Raw genomic sequence first — 20,252 nt, forward strand, 5'->3', positions numbered from 1 at the left:
TTTGAGAAAGCAACACATTGTGCTCACCCATGCATGGCGATCTTTACTAAAGTCTAGGGTCGACAGGATCACTTTCGAGTGCTAGCGTCCCGAGTACACATTCATGAATGCGGGCAGTCGATTCACCTTTAACAAAACGTTCTATTCCTTCTAGTCCGAGTGCGAATTCACGCAATGCATGCTTCATTTTTTTATTTGGATTACGTTCCTTCAGTTTCGTTAAATGTGAAGGCTCTAAATAGTCCATACCATAAATAATTCGTAAATACTCACGACCACGTACTTTAATCGCGGGCTGAATGAGCTTGCCATTATATTTTGTGACAAAAATTTCAGGTTTAATAACAATACCTTCATGACCAGCAGTAGTCATTTCCTCCCACCAAGTAATAATCTCTTGTTCAGAAGCTTCATCCGTAATGACTTTAAACGCTGTCTCAATAAATAGTGTTGAATTTTTGGCAAATAGTCGATTCATTTCCATATGCCATATATGCGGTTTATGGAAAAACGTTTCCGAACTATGTGCTAATACATGGAAGGGTGCAATTTGAATAGATGAAGCATCCTGGACATCCCAACAATAATTTTGGTAAACAGTTGAAAATCGTTGTGCATTTTCAAGTAACCCCTTATACTCCTGAAGCCATTGTGAAACATCGATTTGTACTGTGTCACGTAGTTTCTCCATAAGCTTTGTACGGTCCATTAATGCTTGCTCAGCTACATGTGTATACTGTTGATCGATTAATTGTTGCGCTTTTAAGTTCCAAGGTAAAATTTCTGCATCGAGTAGTACGAAATTTGTATTAAACTGTTCGAAATAATTTTTCTCTATTAATTCTGTATGAAGTTGTTGCAAAATTTTTTGTTCCGTCTCTTTATCGAAAAACCGTCTTCCTGCTCTAGTTGTAATGATACCAAGTGTTTCTGTATCAACGTATTCCTTTGCAATAAGCGCATCTTTAAACAATAAAAGAACAGCGCGACTGCCCATATGTTTCTTCTCGGCAATCATTGTCTGGACACCGTGCTTTTTATAATAAGCAAATGCCTCAGAAGGGTGTTCCAACGTATCTGCTAACGAAGATGTTTGTGGTGTTGGGCTCATCGTTGGTGGAATATAAACTAGCTGTTCTAACGGCAGTGCATAATGAGAAATACTGTCGATCGCTGCTTTTGCATGAGCACCGCCTATTTGTACATTGTTAAAGTAGGCAGTTTCCACTGTGAATCCTTCTAAAAATGCTCCGATGTTTGGTGGTGTAAAACGTTGAGCTTTTGCCTCAAGTAGAGGATTTCGTTCGATACCGGCATAGTTTTTATACGCCTTCACAAACTCAATAGTCTTTTCAGGATAGCGAAAAGCAGTTAGCTGCCCCCCAAAAACAACTCCTTGATCAATATTCAACGTATTATTTTGCTTTAACGGCTGAATTTTAGGATCATGCCCCCAAATAATAAACTGTGATGTTTGATGCTCTATAAACCAATCATTACGAATAGGTTTTCCAGATTTATCTTGCCCCTGAACATTTCCGTAACGACAGAAATCAGAAATTCTTGTCGATTGTTTGCCTATATAACGGTCACGGATACCTGCGTGTGTAACTACAGCTGAAGAAATGCCATTATTCACTAACAAATAGTGAGAGGGAGCAGCAAGTAAACATTTTGCGAGACGAGCTTTTAAGGCATTTGTTTTCTCCGCTCCGAAATCTTCTTCATAAACGTTAAATTCAGCTTCAACTAGCTCATCTCCATGATGTAATGTTACTTTGCGTCCATCTAACCAACGAGCGATCTTCCAGCCATGATTACTGTCAGTCATATAGGCAAGCCCACGCTCTATATGGCGCTCAAAAAAGTCCATTGTTGCGATCGATTTTGGTCCTCGGCTCATAATATCACCAACTGAAATAAAGCGTCGACCTTGTGGATGAATATAGTAACCTTCCTCATTTTCTTCGTAGCCTAGCTTACCAAGTAATTCAATAAATTCATCAAAGCAGGCATGAATATCACCAATAATATCAAGCCCAGCCTCTACATTTAACAGTAGCGGTGACTTTTGTTTTGATAATGTTAGTCCATCCGTCTCGGTCACAATATAGGTTTTAGCAAACGACTCTTTTTTAATAAATCGTTTTTCTGCTTTTAATAAGCGTGCCTGCTGTTTAATACGTTTACTACCTCTTGGGTCTTTGCGCAAAGTATCTCGATGTAACAATTCATCAAGAGGAATGTCCAACACAATTGCACTAACCGGAACATGTAGCTTTTTCCCAAGCGAAATATATTTTTGACGTTCCTCTGATTGTAAATGTGTAGCATCAACAAAGGTACATTTATTTAATGAGCTTCTAGCCTCTAATACGCGTTCCATAACTGCAAAGGCTTGTGCTGAAATAGCGAAATATTCATCATACAATAAATCTGCTTCTTCCTTCGAATGATGTTGAAAATCGATATAATCTGTATCTGAAACAAGTGTCCGATAAACATCAGAGCTAATAATTTCAGAAGGAGAAAGCATACCTGTATTAACCCATTGTTGTAAAAGAGTAGATTTTCCACTATTGGATGGACCAATTAGCAGAACAATCCCTGCATGTGGAATCTTGATGTTCATACATTCTCCTCCTTTTTCGTATAAATGCACATTTGGGTAGGTTGTCCGTAAATATCATGTTGATCGCCGATGCCAGTAAATGAAAGCTCATATTGTTCATTGCGACTCATCGCATGACACCACTCTTGAAATTGTTTGCGTGTCCATTCAAATCGGTGATCATCATGACGCATTTCATCTAATTTGTAAACAGCATTGTATTCAGCATTTGGTGTTGTCACAATTAATGTTTGAGGACTATATTGTGTTAAAAGCAACTCCATTATTTTAGGTAATCGTTCCTCATTAATATGTTCAATGACTTCACATAAAACAATGACGTCTTTATGTACTAATCGTGCATCGTAATAAAATAGCGAGCCCCATGTAGCTTTTGGGGTTACAAATGCATCCTCTAAGCCTTCAAAACGCTTGATTGCTTTTTTCATTGCAGCTTCACTTGGTTCAACCGCAAGCAACTCGTCAACTCCTTTGACGTAGGCAAGTAAACTTGAAAGCTTTCCTTCACCAGAACCAAAATCAACAATTAATGATCTTCGAGGTAGATTTTTAATGGTTTCAACAATTTTTTCGTAGCGCAATGTATTGAGTGACCGCGTTACATTTTGTGGTGCTGTGTTTCCATCATATAAATGGGAGAAGCGTAGAGCTTTTTTATAAATAAATTCTTTCATTGGATGTGTATCTAACCAGCCTTCTCCGAATCGTTTAAGCTTATCAACTTCCAATTCATCGATAAAGTAGTGCTTATAATCATCTAAAACAGGGATCAGTACAAAGAGATGCTGTAGAGCTTGTTGTAGCGTAATGTCCGCAGATAATGTGAGAAAACGCGCGCGATGGTCGTTAGACAAAGCTTCGATGTTGACAGTGTATCCAAGAGGCTGAAACAATTCATTTATCTTTTCATTTGTCATAGCAGAAGCGATTGGACCGAATTCAAATGAAAATGAAAATGTTTGAGCTACCCATTCAATATATTGTTCTTTTGGTTTGCCATTTAACGCAGTACCTAAAGCAGAACGGATAAGGGATAAAAAAATACTACTAGCGGCGAATTCACGGTCATTAATATAATGTGTAATATCAAGTGCATTGTCATTTTGAACAAGTGCGAGTGCATTTGGTGTAACAAATATTGTCACAACAAGGCTTGTTTCAGAAAGCTCATGATAAACAAGTCGAACTAAATGATCTTTTACACGCCGTTCATATAAATTATTCGGATTTTTTGATAGTAAGTAGGAGATAGCTTTCACATTTTCTCCCTTTGCCTGTATTGTTAGCTGCATATTCTTCCTCCATTCAGTACAAAGGCATAATGGGTCTTTTTTATTGTGGCTCATCACCAAAAGTGGTAGATGACAATTTTTTAAATATATGCGCTGTAAATTAGTTGATTTCCGTTCGGATGGTGAGCCTTTATGATTCCAATAATAACATGATTTCACATCATTATGTCAGTGTCATAATAAGCAAAGGGTAGGGATATCTTCGTTTTTGTCTTAATAGATAATTTATCTTTTCAACGCATGAATGATATTGTAAGATGAAATAGACTCCATATGATTACCTTTTGCAAAGGAAAGGATGTTAGTTGATGATCCAATCTTTTTGGCAAAAGTTTAAAAAAAGTATGTTGATCCCCGGCATACTTGTTATCAGTGGACTTAGTTACTTCTTTTTTTCGAGTTCTGACTCTTCACCTCCCCAAGAAGAGCTCATCGAAACAATCCAACCTATTGAACAACATGAAATAAAAGAATCTGTTGATGAAGCGGTCATACAGCAGGTGTTTGTTGATATAAAGGGTGCTGTTATGTATCCTGGTGTCTATGAGTTACAGCCTGATAAACGCATTATAGATGCCGTACATCTTGCAGGTGGCTATACCCAGGATGCTGATACGCAACTCATTAATCATGCGCAAAAAGTTGAGGATGAAATGGTTATTTACATTCCTCAAAAGGGTGAAAAGCTAGACGAGATTACCTCATCTATTTTGACGATGCCTACTAGTGGAACTTCACAAGGCGACAACGGTATGAAAGAGCAAAAGGTCAATTTAAATAAAGCAGATGAAGCAATGCTTACGACATTATCAGGTATTGGTCCATCAAAGGCACAAAGCATTATTTCGTACCGTGAGGAAAATGGTGGCTTTAAAACAATTGAGGATTTAAAAAAAGTGAGTGGTATTGGCGACAAAACATTTGAGAAACTGAAGGATTTTATTACAGTTAAGTAATGGTAGCAGGTATGTTTATTTGGAAAAATAGGTCGATAAAAGATATTTTTTTGTTGCTATTTTGCTAATATATTCCCATTTTCAACTGATTGTAGCGTAGGGCTACCCGACTCCAGCAGGGAAGCGAGACAGACGAGACCTACACGGAGCGAATGTTTTCCGTGCGAAGGCGTAGTGCTAACGCAGCGAAAGCAACCTAGCGGAGGAAGCGGCTCGACGCTCGTCCGCAGGAAGCCTTGCTTTGTGCGAAAGCGAAGCGGTAGCTCGTAGCGGAAATCAGTGCCTTCTAATTAATTAGAGTGGATAAGAATGGTTAATTAACACACCTGTAACGGCAGTAAGTTTTGAGATATTGACGACTCTTTTCAAAAAGGGCTACACTATAGTAGAAAAGGACTGTTGCAATAAAAGCACAGCGTAAATAAACAATATAAGTAAAATTTCGGAGGTAGTCATATGGAGCGAATTACTTGGGATCAATTTTTCATGGCGCAAAGCCATTTACTCGCATTACGTAGTACATGTACAAGGCTTGCAGTAGGAGCAACTGTCGTTAGAGATAAGCGAATTATTGCAGGTGGCTATAATGGCTCAATTACAGGTGATGAACATTGTATAGAAAATGGTTGCTATGTGGTTGATAACCATTGTGTGCGCACAGTGCATGCTGAAATGAATGCACTACTACAATGTGCTAAATATGGGACGCCTACAAAAGGTGCAGACTTATATGTTACACATTTCCCATGTCTACCATGTACGAAATCTATTATTCAAGCAGGGATTGAACGTGTGTATTACGCTACGGATTATAAAAATAACCCTTATGCACAAGAGTTATTTGAAAAAGCAGGTGTAGAGGTAGTACACGTTCCGTTTGATGAACGTAAAATCGACTTCTTAAGCGACGAAAAATTAGCCTTGTACATAAACATGCTAAACGAACTTCGTGAAAGTGGTATGCCAGCAGAAAAATTGCTTCCATATGAACAGAAGGTGAGTTCATTATTTGGCAAAAAGCTTTAAAGCATAAATGGATTTATGTAGCACTAGCTGTACTTGTTGCTTCAATAGCGGCACACAAGTCAGCTTGGCTACTTGCCGTTCTTCTACTTTTCGCATTCTGGATTAAATGGAAAGGTGAAATACGTTTAATTTCAGCGCTTGTGATTGTCTTTGGATTTCTTTCCTATTTCTTCATCATTACATTCCAACTGACGGGTTCTTCCCCTCTACCGTCAACATTCCCAATAACTTGGTCGAGCGAATATAAAATAAATGGTCAAAAGCTCAGAGGCTTTGTAAAAACTGAAACAGATGAGAAGCTGTATGTCGTCTATACTTTTTCGTCAGAAGATGAGAAACGCTTTTATGAAACTATGTCATTGACAGGTAGGACCTATCTTGTTCAAGGAGAACTAATAGCACCCCTTTCACCTGCACATGAGTATGCGTTTTCTATGGAAAAATATTTAATCAGTAAAGGTGCTAGGGGAATATATGAAGTTTCAAACTGGACCTTTATAGAAGAGAAAAAATCCATTCGTTCGTTTCTTGCTAAACAGAGACACTATATGAAAAAACATATTGAAATAACATTCCCGAAGTCGCTAGTTGCAGAGGCACAATCACTTCTAATAGGATTGCAGGATCAAGTCGACCATAATCTTCAAAGAGCTTATCAAAAGCTTGGCATCACACATATATTTGCTATCTCAGGTTTACATGTGGCGTTCGTAACATGGTTGTTTTTTGAAGGTCTTCTACGTATAGGCGTAAGGACGGAAATAGCGACCTTAGTGTTACTCATTATCTTACCTATATATGGGGTGATAGCTGGAGGTGCTCCTTCCGTATGGCGTGCAGTATCTGTCGTAGAATTAATCATGTTAATGCGGTACTTTAGGTGGCACGTATCTATTGATGATGCACTAGCCATTAGCTTTATTTGTTTTGTTCTTCTTGAGCCAGGTGTCATTTATCAGATTGGCTTTCAATTGTCATATTTAGCAGCGGTTAGTCTCGTCTATTCAGCTGTCATTTTTAGACTTTTCGCGAACTGGTTAATCCGCTTATTTTTCATTACATTCGTGTGCCAGCTTCTTGTTTATCCATTATTGCTCCATCATTTTTATGAAATTTCTATTTCTTCATTTCTAGCAAATATTATTTTTGTACCACTGTTTTCCTTTGTCATTCTGCCTTTTAATATGACCATGTTTGTTATAACAATACTATCAATGCCAGTAGCAAAAGCTTTATTTGATTTGTACGAGCCGCTCCGTGTTTGGCTTACGAAGTTTATTTTATATCTTCAGGATTTGCCGTTTCAGCTGTGGTCGCCAGGGAAGCCTGCTATATGGCTTATTTGCGTGGCGTTAATAAGTGTATTAGCAGGCCTCTATTTTATCGAGATAAAACAGTATGGTAAATTTGCAGTTGTGATCTTCATTCCTGCATTATGTATTCATTTTTTGCCGATGCTGTTTAGCGAAACTAAACTGACTTTTTTAAATGTTGGTCAAGGTGATTGTACAGTTATTGAATTACCGTTTAGAAAGGCTGTGTATGTCATTGATTCCGGTGGCTTACTACGCTTTGAGCAGCAGGATATATGGAAGACGTCAGAAAGTCCATATGAGGTCGGGTGGCAAGTTGTTGTACCGTTTTTGAAAGGAAAAGGGATACGAAACATTGATATTTTTATCGCCACTCATGCCGATGCTGATCACGTAGAGGGCGCTGAAGAGATTTTGCAAGAGATTAACATGCATGAAATTCACCTCACCCCTGGTTCAATGGACAAGCCAGTAATGCGGGATTTACTGATGGAAGCCAAAAAGAAAAGAGTTCCTGTGAAAGAAAAAATGCAGGGAACAGCGTGGCGCATCGGAAACACTAGTTTTCATTATTTATGGCCTCGAGACACTCTATATGAGGGCAATGATGATTCAATCGTTTTATATATGCAACAGGGCTCATTTCGAGCATTGTTAACAGGTGACTTAGAGGAGCATGGCGAACAGGAGCTTCTTCAACTTTACAACAAGCAGTTAGCGGATATGGCATTGTTGAAGGCCGGGCACCATGGTAGTAAAACATCAAGTATTGAGCCGTTTGTAGAGCTGTTACGGCCCGAACTAACCATTTTCAGCGCTGGGCTCAATAATCGTTACCGTCATCCAAATGAAGAGATTGTGGAGCGTTTTACAAGTCGACATTTATCTACATTAACAACTGGAATAGATGGGACGATTGAAGTAAGAATTCGTAAAAATAGTTGGTCTGTGCAATAGGAAAAAGACCTTGTCCAATGAGCAAGGTCTTTTCCTAGACATAAAATTAATTATCTAGATGCTACTTCTACTATAATTGCGATAAGAAACATAAGCGTAAACATCCCAAATGATACACCGAAGCCAACTCCAGAATCGGTTGCATCGTTACGGCTACATTGTATGTTTTTTCCTTCAAATGGATTCATTGTTATCCCTCCAATTCTGTTATTTATTATAAGACATCAATTTCATAAAAGCTATAAAGAAACGGAGAATTTGCCATATGGCAAGGAATCGACACAATTCGGTCAAAGTCACAGAGGAATAAAAATCATGTATACTAGTAGTATTGCTACATGGAGGGAAAATTATGATTTCAACGGTTTGGAATAATATTAAAAAAGGACAGCTCTCACCAGTTTATTTACTCGTTGGTGAAGAAAGCTATTTTATAGACGAAACAGTTAAACGGTTAAAAGAAGCGATAGGGTCCGAAGAAGAGATCGAGATGTCAACATTTGATTTGGAAGAAATGCCAGTAGATGTCGTTATAGATGAAGCAGATACCATTCCTTTTTTCTCTGAGCGAAAGCTTATTATTGCTAAAAACGCATCTTTTTTAAAGGCAACAGAAAAGGGAAAAGAAAAAATTGACCATGATATAAAGCGTTTAGAATCATGGCTCGCTAACCCTTCTGATTTTTCAGTAACAGTATTTATCGCGCCGTATGAGAAATTGGATGAACGTAAAAAAGTGACAAAGATGATGAAGGAGCATGCGTTATTAGTCCAAGCTGAAACTCCAAAGGAACAGGACTTAGCAGTGTGGATACAAAGTATAGTGAAAGCAGAAGGCAACAGCATAAAACAAAATGCGATTGAGCAGCTTGTCGCAATGGTTGGACCAAATATGCTACAGTTGCAAATGGAAATTGAGAAGCTGACTATTTATGTTGGAGATGGTGGTGAAATAACTGCCACGCTAGTCGAGGATTTAGTAGCAAAAACATTAGAGCAGGATGCCTTTAAAATGTTAAATGCTTACTTTGCAAACGATTCTGTTGGAGCATTGTCTATTTATCACGATTTACTACGTCAAAAGCAAGAGCCTATCATGCTTGTTGGATTACTTGCATCAAATGTGCGTACGATGTCCAATGTCTTTTATTTATTAAAAAAGGGTTATCATCCACAGCAAATCGCAAAAAATTTAAAAATACATCCTTATCGTGTCAAGTTAATGGTTGAGCAGCGTAATCGTCCGTCAGAGGAAAGCTTATTGAAGGCTTTATATCAGTTAGCAGAGGTCGATTTACAACTGAAATCAACAGGAGGCAATCGTGAGCGTTTTTTAGAACTCTTCTTACTTCGCCGACTTTAAGGGATAACGGTTGTGTAGAATAAAAACAACTATTGATGAGCTGTCCGAAGCGATATGGGCAGCTCTTTTAGGCGTAATTGATTTTTCTTATAAATAAAAAGATCAGCAACTCTTAATAGAGTATACTGATCTTTTACAACAATTACGCTTTTTTAGCAAGGCGAGACTTTTTACGAGCCGCCGCGTTTTTGTGGATAAGTCCTTTTGAAGCTGCTTTATCTAAAGATTTGTAAGCTGCTTGTAAAAGTTCTTGTGTGTTTTCAGCTTTAGCAGCAACAGCGTTTTCAGCTTTTTTCACTGTAGTACGCATTGCAGATTTAGCTTTAGTGTTAGCAGCGTTAGCTTTTTCGTTAACTTTTACGCGTTTAATCGCAGATTTAATGTTTGGCATATGTTTCACCTCCTAAAATAGGTACGAGATGATATCTTCTCATTGATTTCTTGTGTCAATACAACAAAAATCATTTTAACAAACGCTTGGCCAAATTGCAATAGATAAATGCAAAGAATATTTACTTGACAGTTTGAACAAACTACAGTTGAGGTGAACTGTATGCAAAATTTTAATTGGCAACGTACAGATTTAATCGATGAATCTGAAGAGGTTGTATTACATCAAACGAAAGAACAAAAAGAAACGCTTGAAGAGTCGAGTGGTATTCAAATTGAAGATCGGAATGCTGGTCGGGTAAAAATTACTGATGTAGTAGTAAGTGCAGAAGGCGAGCAGCAAATTGGGAAAAAGAAGGGGCAGTACATTACTCTCTCTGTGCCTACTTTGACGTTAGAAGATCGAGATGGATTTGAGCAGCTTGAGAAAGAATTGCTTGGGAATTTTAAAAAAATGCATGAATCCATGTCATGGAAAGAAGATGACAAAATATTAATTATTGGTCTAGGTAATCGTACAATTACACCAGATGCTATAGGACCATATCTTATTGATCATTTGCATAGTTTAGATGTAATTGATGAAAAGTTCGTCATGTATGCGCCTGGTGTAACGGGGCAAACAGGCTATGAAACTGGTGAATTTGTGGCGGCCATAGCTGAACGTTTAAAGCCAAAATTAATTATTGTTGTAGACGCACTTGCAACAAGAGCTAGTGATCGCTTATGTAAAACAATTCAATTAACGGATACAGGGATACACCCTGGTTCAGGCGTAGGAAATAAGCGTAAGGAGATCTCATATGAGATGTTAGGCATTCCTGTTACTGCAATTGGTATCCCTACAGTAGTTGATGCACCTGTATTAATTGCCGATGCTGTAGAGGTAATGCTACGCTCTATAGCTGCACGAGTGTCAGAGCGGAGTAACCCTTCATCAAAATTGTCATTGTCTTCTTGGCAACCAGATATAAATAAAGAACTAGACATGTCTTTAGTACAGCCGATTTTTGGTGAATGGGCTACGTGGTCTAAAGAAGAGCGTCAGCAATTGTTTGCAGAGACTTTCGCAGGCTCGCATAAACAGCTGATGGTTACTCCAAAAGAAGCCGATTATTGGATAGATAATTATGCAAAACTCATATCATCTATGCTTATGAATTGGGCAAATAATCTATAATTTTTTCCGTTCTAAAAGGCACATCCTCTCCATACGATAAGGGGAGGAGGGTGTGACTTTGCTAAAAAAACTACAGTGGTCATTTGGTTTATTATTGTTCTTCTTCGTATTACCTGTCATTGCTGGGCAACTTCCGTTCAACAAGCAAGCATCGACTCCGATTAAAGAGCCAGAGGATAAACCAGTCGTGTTTGCCGCTACTAATTTACCTGAACAAAGTGTCCTAGAGGAGACAAAAGAGGAAACTAAAGAGGAAATAAAAGATCCATTTAAAGTATTGTTAGTATTTACGCATTCACAGGAATCATATCAACCAATGGTGCAAGCTGTTAGCGGGAAAGCGGCAGTTTATGATGAAAAAACAAATATTTTTAATTTAAAAGATACTATTTCTAAGCATTTTAGTATGAACGGTATACAAACGGACGTTTTAGATGTTGATGTGATGAAGGAATTAAAACGTCAGAAAAAACTTTTTCCGGCAGCTTACAACGTTGTACGTCCTTATTTAGCAAAACGTTTACAAGAGCAATCCTACGATTTAGTGATTGATTTGCATCGAGATTCTGCCAGGAAAAATGCGACAACGATAACTCATAATAACGAATCATATGCACGGATTGCAATTGTCATTGGTGCAGAGCATAAAAATTATAGATGGAATACTGCGTATGCAGAAAGTTTATCAGCTACAATGAATGAAATCGTGCCGAAAATTTCTAGAGGTGTTATATCAAAAAGTGGTGACAATGTGGATGGACGTTATAATCAAGATTTAACAAAAGAAATGATTTTAATCGAAATAGGTGGAATTGACAATACAGAAGAAGAATTGAATCGTACAATTGCTGTAATAGGGAAAGCTATAGCAAAATCTTTCGTTACAGAAAAACAATAATATTAGAGAATATCATAATAGTCTCTATTTTTGCCAATTAGGTTACATTTAATATTTTTAAAAATAATAATTGTTTACAAAAATGCTAGAAATTTTTTTAGGAAAAATAGAGGTTAAGCCTTTTAATTATTCGTTTCTTGCCTTATAATTTTCGAGTCAGCACATAAAGATTTGACTTTGAATTGTAAAAGTTTTGCGGCATATGCAATAGGCGAAATACGCTTTTAAAGCATCTACCTTTTTGGAGATGCTTTTTTTATGGGGAAAATGAACCTTTATTCCAAAAAGGATAAAGGGGGCAACTATACATATGAGAAAAATTTCATGTTGTTTATGTGATAAAATGCAAACTTTTATCAATACTCATCCGTCATTTATATAAGTGAATGCACTGATTCAATCGTTAAAAGGGGACGATGTAACTTAAAACTAACGTTTACACTATAAAAATGTTGCAAAGGTTTATGGATTACCGGAAGAAGAGGACGGAATATTATGTCAGGCAAGGCAGTCAATCATCGTTATATCCCTGGGTTAGACGGGGTTCGAGCTTTAGCAGTACTAGCTGTGATAGCTTATCATTTTAACTTCAAATGGGCCAGTGGTGGGTTCCTAGGAGTTGATATCTTTTTTGTTTTATCGGGTTACTTAATTACTTCTACTGTTTTACCCTTAAAAGGAAATCAGTTAACGGTAGGATTAGGGGCATTTTGGATTGGGCGATTTCGACGCCTACTACCTGCTGCATACGTAATGATTATTACTTCATTCGCTTGGGCTACCTTATTTCATAAGGAGCTTCTAGATACATTGCGTGGAGATGCAATATCCTCTATTTTTTATTCAAGTAATTGGTGGTTCATTTTTCATAAACTCTCTTATTTTGATAGTTTTGGATCTCCTTCACCTATAAAAAATTTATGGTCTTTAGCCATTGAGGAACAATTTTATCTAATTTGGCCAATTGTGTTAATGCTAGGGCTTTATCTTGTTAAAAAGCAGGCTAAATTAGCCATTTATATCTTTATCGCTGCAATATGCTCAGCTGTGTTAATGGGCATAATGTATGAACCAGGAGCGGATCCAAGTCGAGTATATTATGGGACAGATACGCGTTCTTTTGAATTACTTATAGGCTGCTGGCTAGCGCTCGTTTGGCCGATGAAAAGACTATCTTCTCAAAAATTATCTACCGACCATGTCAATAAACTAAATGCAATAAGTTTGGTTGCTTTTAGTATTTTCATTTTAAGTATTATTTTTGTAGATGAATATCAAACTTTCTTATATAGAGGAGGTATGTTCCTATTCTGTTTGAATGCAGCTATATTAATAGCGTGTGTTTGTCATCCAATTAGCATTTTAGGAAAAATACTTTCGTTGAAGCCTCTGCGTTGGATAGGTTCAAGATCGTATGGAATTTATCTATGGCATTATCCGATTATGGTATTGGGTACGCCAGTCCATGAAATAGGTAATCCTGCGTACTGGCGAGTTGCATTACAATTAGTTCTTATTTTAATGATTGCTGAATTATCGTATCGATTTATCGAAATGCCAATACGGAAGGAAGGATTCCGTGCCTACTATCGACAGCACCTTGTCGTTAATAAAAATAAGTGGAGCAGCCTTACAATTGCTAGAAAAATTTCAACGGTGCTCGTTCCACTATTCCTGTTAGTATTTTTTACTGGGATGACAGGTGTAGTAGGTGAAGAAAAAACGGAGTCAAAAGAGTCTCAACCAACAGAAATTAAAATCGATGGTGGAGAACAACCGTCTAAGCAGAATGATGCCGTAGCGGAAAAAGAAGCACCAGAAAGCGACTCAGGGAATGTTGAGAATGAAAAAGCTGAAGCTAGCCCTCCTGACAAAGAAGAACCTAAGCAGGGTGAAAATGATACAACTGCTAACCCTGAAAGTGAATCCTATAATGGAATATTAGCAATTGGAGATTCTTTAATGATAGACATCGCTTCAAGTTTGCATAATATCTATCCAAACATTACGATTGATGCAAAAATTGGCCGCCAAGTTTCACAAGCAATCCAATTGGCACCTAATTATGCTAGTTTTAATCAGCCAAATAAAGCTGTTATTATTCAACTTGGCACAAATGGTTTCTTTACGAATGATCAGATTGATGCACTACTTGGAGCTTTCGTCAATGCCGATATTTATTTAGTGAATACTCGGGTACCACGTGCTTGGGAAGGTAAAGTGAATTATTCATTACAACAAAAAGCTCAAGAGCATGATAATATTACATTGATTGATTGGCATTCGACTGCTATTAATCATCCAGAATTTTTTGCTCCAGATGGCGTACATTTAGAACAAAAAGGTATTAATACGTTAACGAGCCTAATTCAACAATCAGTCAATATATAATTTAGTAATAAAATATCCAGAGTGCACGTAAGTGTAGCTGGATATTTTTTGTAGGAAAATCTTAAGCACTCTGGCACTCTATTTAAAATAACCATTGATTTAACTTCTTTCAGTGGTTGTCCAAACACCCGCTGAAATAGAGGAACTCAGTCTAAGTACGCCAAGTCCTGTGGCAACGACTGAGTGACCAACATCGTGTTGGCCCAAAGCCTCCGGCGGATGTCACGGAATTATACCGTTCTAATGTTGTGGTTTGTATAAGGTTCATACTAGTTTGAAGTATCCCATTTATATCAAGGGTTCAGAGCGTGTGGGACTAGTTGTTAGTCCTGAAATTTGCCACGCTTGCCAATAAATTTTGACTAAACAGTGTTACAGATTCCTCCCCTAATTCCTTCAATACATAACCGTAAATTTTTATAGACTCAGCCTACAGTCCAGATACGAGATTTTCATTCTACATTGGCGTTCCAGTATACTGTACTTTATTGTCGATACATATTTGCATAAAAAAAGATTAATGAGCCTAGTTACAAACCATTTTTAGATGCACAATAAATGACAAAGAAATTAAATAATCCAACTTTATATAAATAGTTGTATGCATCCATTTTTCTGCTAAATAATCAGAAAATTTAGGTAATTAAGATGAGTTGAAGGGAATACTGAGTGTGTGTGGTTTTTAAATAAGAAATAATACATTTGACTACCCTCAATTCATTCTAGTTTATTTCTCAATCTAGAGATAGAATATTCAGAATAATTTGACGTTACTATTTATCTTTGATAATATGAAATCGCATACATCACTTACATAGAAACTGGGGGGAGTAAAGCAAATGGTGAAAACTCTGTATAAACTAGATTTAAGCAAATCAATGGAAGAACAGGCGCATCCTGGTCACAATCGATGGCATCCAGACATACCAGCAGCATTTTCAGTAGATCCAGGCACTTCTTTTAGAATGGAATGTAAAGACTGGACAGATGGACAAATTAAAAATGATGATAGTCCAAATGATATTCGGGATGTGAATCTTGCACGTGTTCATGTGTTGAGTGGACCGGTTTATGTGAACGGCGTTGAACCTGGAGATTTACTTGTCGTAGATATTTTAGATATTGGTACTTTTCAAGATTCGGCGTGGGGGTTTAACGGCATTTTCGCAAGAGAGAATGGGGGAAGTTTCTTAGTTGACGAATTTCCAGAAGCAACTAAATCAATCTGGGATTTTGAAGGCATTTATACGACTTCGAGACATGTACCTGGTGTGAAGTTTGCTGGGATTGTCCATCCTGGCTTAATAGGCGTTGCTCCCTCTATGGAACTTTTGCAAAAATGGAATGAACGAGAAAAAGAACTCATCATGACCAACCCGGCCCGGGTTCCAACGTTGGCCAATGCACCGACTCCGGAGAGGGCAGTGCTCGGCACATTAAAAGGGGCTGAGTTTGATCGAGTAGCTAAGGAAGGAGCTCGAACAGTACCACCAAGGGAAAATGGCGGAAACTGTGATATTAAAAATCTATCTAAAGGGTCGAAAATCTTCTTCCCAGTATTTGTGGAAGGGGCTAAGTTATCGGTAGGAGATCTTCATTTTTCACAAGGGGATGGAGAAATCACATTTTGTGGTGGTATCGAGATGGCAGGATGGATTGATCTAAAGGTGGATGTCATTAAAGGTGGCATGGAAACCTATAAAATTTACGAGAATCCTGTATTCCAACCGGGCCCAGTAGATCCAAACTATAATGATTTCCTCGTTTTCCAAGGGATTTCAGTAGATAATAAGGATGGGAAACAACATTATTTAGATGCTAATCTTGCGTTTCGTCGGGCATGCTTGAATGCCATTGAGTATTTAAAAACGCTTGGTTATACAGGTGAGCAAGCCTATATGTTGCTGAGTACAGCACCAGTTGAAAGTCGAATCAATGGCATAGTTGATGTTCCAAATGCTTGTTGTACCATTGCAATCCCTACAAAAATATTCGATAAAAATATTATGCCAAAATGATAGGATAAGGAGGTTTATTCTTGCCTAGTTACACATTTCGTTGCAATGATTGTGGAGATTTTACGTTATTTTTTAAATCGATGGCAGGGAATAAAGACAAATCAATTTGTCCTATTTGCCAATTAGAGTCAAATCGAGTCTATTTTGCACCGAATGTGTATACACTTTCGAGAGCACTTAGTTCGCAAATCGAAAAGGGAATGGAACCGCAAATTATGAGTCGAGAAGAATTAGGGACCAATAAGCCAAGGAAAAAGGCGGGCGCAAATCGTCCGTGGCAATTCGGGTAAGCACCTATTGCTTCATTGGATATATTGGATAAAGATGCCATTCTATCGTTCAGAGGCGCCTACTGTGATAGGCGAAAATAATTGTCGGTAGGTTTTTTTTTCAGATCCCGACAGAAGACTCCCACTTCAAGCGTTAGCTAAGTGGCGAGTAGTTTTCAATTCAACGTATATTAATCATCTCTAAACGACAAAAAAGCTGATTGCCCGTTGTAAAATGGCCAATCAGCTTTTTGTGGAGTCTTGAAGTGCATTATTAAAGCGCCTAGCGGTTTAACAGATTGTCTGGACATAACTTAGACACAATTCTGACAAACGGAGAGGCATATCATTTGTTATGTAATTTGTTCGATTTCTAATAATTAAGTTAGAACCGTAACATAATCCACGAATATCTTCATCAAACATCAGTGTATGGATCTCTAGCCAATTCCAACAAATACTCCTAATATTTCGCAGTAGATTTGATCATTTTCATCTGTGAGGAAGAGGTCGATCTCTTGATATCTGCCTCGTAAATCTTCTGGAAATTTTTCGAATTATACTCGTGAAGTTTATTATTAATCGGATAAACAATGGCATGTCTTTTTAGAGAGTGGTATTTTACGTGATAAAATTGTAGATAAATGCGAAAGATGTTCTGAACATATTCCTTGGACAAATATGTATAGTGCTATTTTTATGTAAGTGAGATATTCTTATAATTTACCAACAAAAAAGATTGAAGCAATTAGCCTCACTCTTTCTGACTTACGCATTCTTTTACTCACGCTCGCCGTATTTTATTAGTCCCAAACTAGCCCCAAATAGCCTCGAAATCATGCTGTAATATACATTAACCTGCAAAATCTAAAAACCGCATAAAACACTTACAAGTATTGATGTAATAGGCTTTCTAGTCTAGTTGTTGTTGTACTTTGCATATCATTCATAGTATAATTCATTATAGTTTAATTAGGAGTGGAAAAGATGAACCGAGAAGCACGTTTAAAAAGACAAGAGAATATTCGAAATTTCTCTATTATTGCACATATTGACCACGGGAAATCAACGCTTGCTGACCGTATTTTAGAGCAAACGAAATCATTAACATCTCGTGAAATGAAGGCACAGCTCCTTGACTCAATGGATTTAGAACGTGAGCGAGGCATTACGATTAAATTAAATGCGGTACAATTAAAGTACGAAGCAAAAGATGGCGAAGTGTATACATTCCATTTGATCGACACACCAGGGCACGTCGATTTCACATATGAAGTATCACGTAGTTTAGCTGCTTGTGAAGGTGCTATTTTAGTTGTAGACGCAGCACAAGGTATTGAAGCACAAACACTAGCAAATGTTTATTTAGCTCTTGATAATGACCTTGAAATTTTACCAGTTATCAATAAAATCGATTTACCAGCTGCAGATCCAGAACGCGTTCGTCAAGAAGTTGAAGACGTAATCGGGTTAGATGCTTCTGAAGCGGTTTTAGCTTCTGCTAAAGCTGGTATCGGAATTGAAGATATTTTAGAACAAATTGTAGAGAAAGTGCCTGCACCAACTGGTGATCCAGAAGCACCTTTACAAGCCCTTATTTTTGACTCTGTTTATGATGCTTATAAAGGTGTTATTATTTCCATTCGAATTATGAATGGTACAGTAAAACCTGGCGATAAAATTCGAATGATGGCTACTGGAGCAGAATTTGAAGTTATCGAAGTTGGTGTACACACACCGAAAGTTGTAGCACAGTCTGAATTAACAGTTGGTGACGTAGGCTATTTAACAGCCTCCATTAAAAATGTAGGGGATACTCGTGTCGGGGATACAGTTACATTTGCTAATCGCCCAGCAGCTGAGCCATTAGCAGGTTATCGTCGTTTAAATCCAATGGTATACTGCGGATTATATCCAATCGATACAGCGAGATATAATGACTTACGTGAAGCGTTAGAAAAGTTAGAGCTTAATGACTCTGCACTTCAATATGAGCCAGAGACATCGCAAGCACTGGGATTTGGTTTCCGCTGTGGCTTCTTAGGGCTTTTACACATGGAAATCATTCAAGAGCGTATTGAGCGTGAGTTTAACATTGATCTAATCACAACGGCGCCTTCTGTAATTTACAATGTTCACATGACAGATGGATCTTCAGTTAAAGTTGACAACCCGTCATTTATGCCGGATCCTCAAAAAATTGATCGAGTGGAAGAACCATATGTAAAAGCTACAATTATGGTACCGAACGATTATGTAGGAGCTGTTATGGAGCTTTGTCAATTAAAACGCGGTAACTTCATGACAATGGATTATATCGATACTACACGTGTCAGCATTATCTATGAAATGCCGTTATCAGAAATCGTTTATGATTTCTTTGATTATTTAAAATCAAATACGAAGGGCTATGCGTCATTTGACTATGAACTCATTGGTTATCAGACTTCAAAACTAGTGAAGATGGATATCTTATTAAATGGTGAGCAAGTCGATGCACTAAGCTTTATCGTGCACCGTGACTTTGCGTACGAGCGAGGTAAAGTCATCGTTGAAAAACTAAAAGAATTAATCCCACGCCAACAATTTGAAGTACCAATTCAAGCAGCTGTTGGACAAAAAATTGTCGCTCGTTCAACAATTAAAGCGATGCGTAAAAACGTTTTAGCAAAATGTTACGGTGGGGATATTTCTCGTAAACGAAAACTTCTTGATAAACAAAAAGAAGGTAAAAAACGTATGAAACAAGTAGGTTCAGTCGAAGTACCACAAGAAGCATTCATGGCTGTTCTGAAGATGGATGATTCGAAGTAATTCAGTAGTGATAAGTCAGTAGTGATAAGGGTTTGTAACGTATTTAGATAATTTATATAAGGGTTAAATGGTAGGGTTCCCCACCATTTAACCACCATAAAAAAATACGTTATCAATTCTTATATATCTTGAGCGAATGAATCAAAGATGTTCGCATCATCTCTGGCCATTTTCTCGGTGAGGTGGACATAGCGATCTTCTGTTACGGCAGCTCAGCTATGCCCCAATCTTTTTTATACAGTTTTAACAGGTGAGCCATTCTCATTAATATTGTTGCATGTGTGTGACGCAATGAATGATGGTTAAACTGATTTTAATGTTTCACTAATTTTCCAAGTATTATATTTGATGACACTTGGCGTACAATGTGCGCCATTTTCTTTTTTACATACATAATCATGTTACAGTAAACGAGTAAACGCAGCATAAGCTAGCGTTATTTTTATGCCTTCATCCATCTTTTTGTTATGATTAAGTAGCATCAAGGAGGGAACAAAATGAAAATATATAAAAATGATGACGAAATGATTGATGATTTATATACAATCATTCGGTACATTCAATCGAATCACCAAGAAAATTCTGAGGTACTTGAAACATCTTATGAAATAGAAGATGCAGTAAGCAAAATAAGAGAATCTTTAGGCGTTTAATTCGTAGCCCTCCACAATCATTGAAGTGACCCCTAAAAGTTAGACACGGTTATTTCATTAGGCAGCTTGAGTAAAATGAGTTCGGTATTGAACCGGACTC

Annotated in this window: 15 protein-coding genes; 11 read left to right on the plus strand and 4 right to left on the minus strand. The window is 37.5% G+C overall.

The window, feature by feature from the left end:
• Positions 1-46: 46 nt before the first annotated feature.
• A complete protein-coding gene (locus B1B04_RS18535; protein ID WP_079562877.1) occupies positions 47-2,632 on the minus strand; it encodes an AAA family ATPase in 2,586 nt (861 codons plus the stop codon).
• Positions 2,629-3,924, minus strand: a complete 1,296-nt coding sequence (locus tag B1B04_RS18540; protein WP_079562878.1) for a methyltransferase domain-containing protein — start codon at positions 3,922-3,924, stop codon at positions 2,629-2,631. Before B1B04_RS18540 ends, B1B04_RS18535 begins: the two co-directional genes overlap by 4 nt.
• Positions 3,925-4,232: 308 nt before the next feature.
• On the opposite strand from B1B04_RS18540, the gene B1B04_RS18545 reads away from it, so the two are divergent.
• The 3 genes from B1B04_RS18545 (at position 4,233) to B1B04_RS18555 (ending at position 8,176) form a co-directional block, all read left to right on the plus strand.
• On the plus strand, positions 4,233-4,880 hold the full coding sequence (locus B1B04_RS18545; RefSeq protein WP_079562879.1) for a helix-hairpin-helix domain-containing protein: 648 nt from the start codon (positions 4,233-4,235) through the stop codon (positions 4,878-4,880).
• A gap of 456 nt (positions 4,881-5,336) precedes the next feature.
• Entirely contained in the window at positions 5,337-5,906 is a 570-nt protein-coding gene (locus B1B04_RS18550; RefSeq protein WP_079562880.1) for a ComE operon protein 2, read from the plus strand.
• Positions 5,907-6,046: 140 nt separating this feature from the next.
• Entirely contained in the window at positions 6,047-8,176 is a 2,130-nt protein-coding gene (locus B1B04_RS18555) for a DNA internalization-related competence protein ComEC/Rec2 (RefSeq protein WP_240518339.1), read from the plus strand.
• Positions 8,177-8,226: 50 nt separating this feature from the next.
• Here B1B04_RS18555 and B1B04_RS18560 read toward each other — a convergent pair whose 3' ends face one another.
• Positions 8,227-8,364, minus strand: a complete 138-nt coding sequence (locus tag B1B04_RS18560) for a YqzM family protein (protein WP_079562882.1) — start codon at positions 8,362-8,364, stop codon at positions 8,227-8,229.
• A gap of 164 nt (positions 8,365-8,528) precedes the next feature.
• Between B1B04_RS18560 and holA the strand changes: the two genes are divergently transcribed.
• A complete protein-coding gene (gene holA, locus B1B04_RS18565; RefSeq protein WP_079562883.1) occupies positions 8,529-9,539 on the plus strand; it encodes a DNA polymerase III subunit delta in 1,011 nt (336 codons plus the stop codon).
• 142 nt (positions 9,540-9,681) lie between these two features.
• Here holA and rpsT read toward each other — a convergent pair whose 3' ends face one another.
• Positions 9,682-9,930, minus strand: a complete 249-nt coding sequence (gene rpsT / locus B1B04_RS18570; protein WP_079562884.1) for a 30S ribosomal protein S20 — start codon at positions 9,928-9,930, stop codon at positions 9,682-9,684.
• A gap of 162 nt (positions 9,931-10,092) precedes the next feature.
• Here rpsT and gpr point away from each other — a divergent pair, with 162 nt between their 5' ends.
• From gpr to B1B04_RS25745, 7 genes are all read left to right on the plus strand, one after another.
• Positions 10,093-11,109, plus strand: coding sequence for a GPR endopeptidase (gene gpr, locus B1B04_RS18575; RefSeq protein ID WP_079562885.1), 1,017 nt, complete (start codon positions 10,093-10,095; stop codon positions 11,107-11,109).
• Between the two features lie 52 nt (positions 11,110-11,161).
• Positions 11,162-12,007 (plus strand): stage II sporulation protein P, encoded by an 846-nt coding sequence (spoIIP, locus tag B1B04_RS18580; protein ID WP_240518340.1) that lies wholly within the window; start codon positions 11,162-11,164, stop codon positions 12,005-12,007.
• Positions 12,008-12,502: 495 nt separating this feature from the next.
• The gene (locus tag B1B04_RS18585) at positions 12,503-14,398 is read left to right on the plus strand and encodes an acyltransferase family protein (protein WP_079562887.1); all 1,896 of its coding nucleotides are present in this window, start codon (positions 12,503-12,505) and stop codon (positions 14,396-14,398) included.
• 839 nt (positions 14,399-15,237) lie between these two features.
• Positions 15,238-16,416, plus strand: coding sequence for a formamidase (fmdA, locus tag B1B04_RS18590; protein ID WP_079562888.1), 1,179 nt, complete (start codon positions 15,238-15,240; stop codon positions 16,414-16,416).
• Between the two features lie 20 nt (positions 16,417-16,436).
• Positions 16,437-16,706, plus strand: a complete 270-nt coding sequence (locus tag B1B04_RS18595) for an FmdB family zinc ribbon protein (protein ID WP_240518341.1) — start codon at positions 16,437-16,439, stop codon at positions 16,704-16,706.
• A 966-nt stretch (positions 16,707-17,672) separates the two neighbouring features.
• Complete coding sequence (gene lepA / locus B1B04_RS18605; protein ID WP_079562889.1) at positions 17,673-19,499, plus strand: translation elongation factor 4; 1,827 nt, start codon at positions 17,673-17,675, stop codon at positions 19,497-19,499.
• A 497-nt stretch (positions 19,500-19,996) separates the two neighbouring features.
• The gene (locus B1B04_RS25745; protein ID WP_170939016.1) at positions 19,997-20,152 is read left to right on the plus strand and encodes a hypothetical protein; all 156 of its coding nucleotides are present in this window, start codon (positions 19,997-19,999) and stop codon (positions 20,150-20,152) included.
• Positions 20,153-20,252: the final 100 nt, after the last annotated feature.

Source organism: Lysinibacillus sp. KCTC 33748, assembly GCF_002237755.1.
In the GTDB taxonomy this organism is placed as follows: domain Bacteria; phylum Bacillota; class Bacilli; order Bacillales_A; family Planococcaceae; genus Lysinibacillus.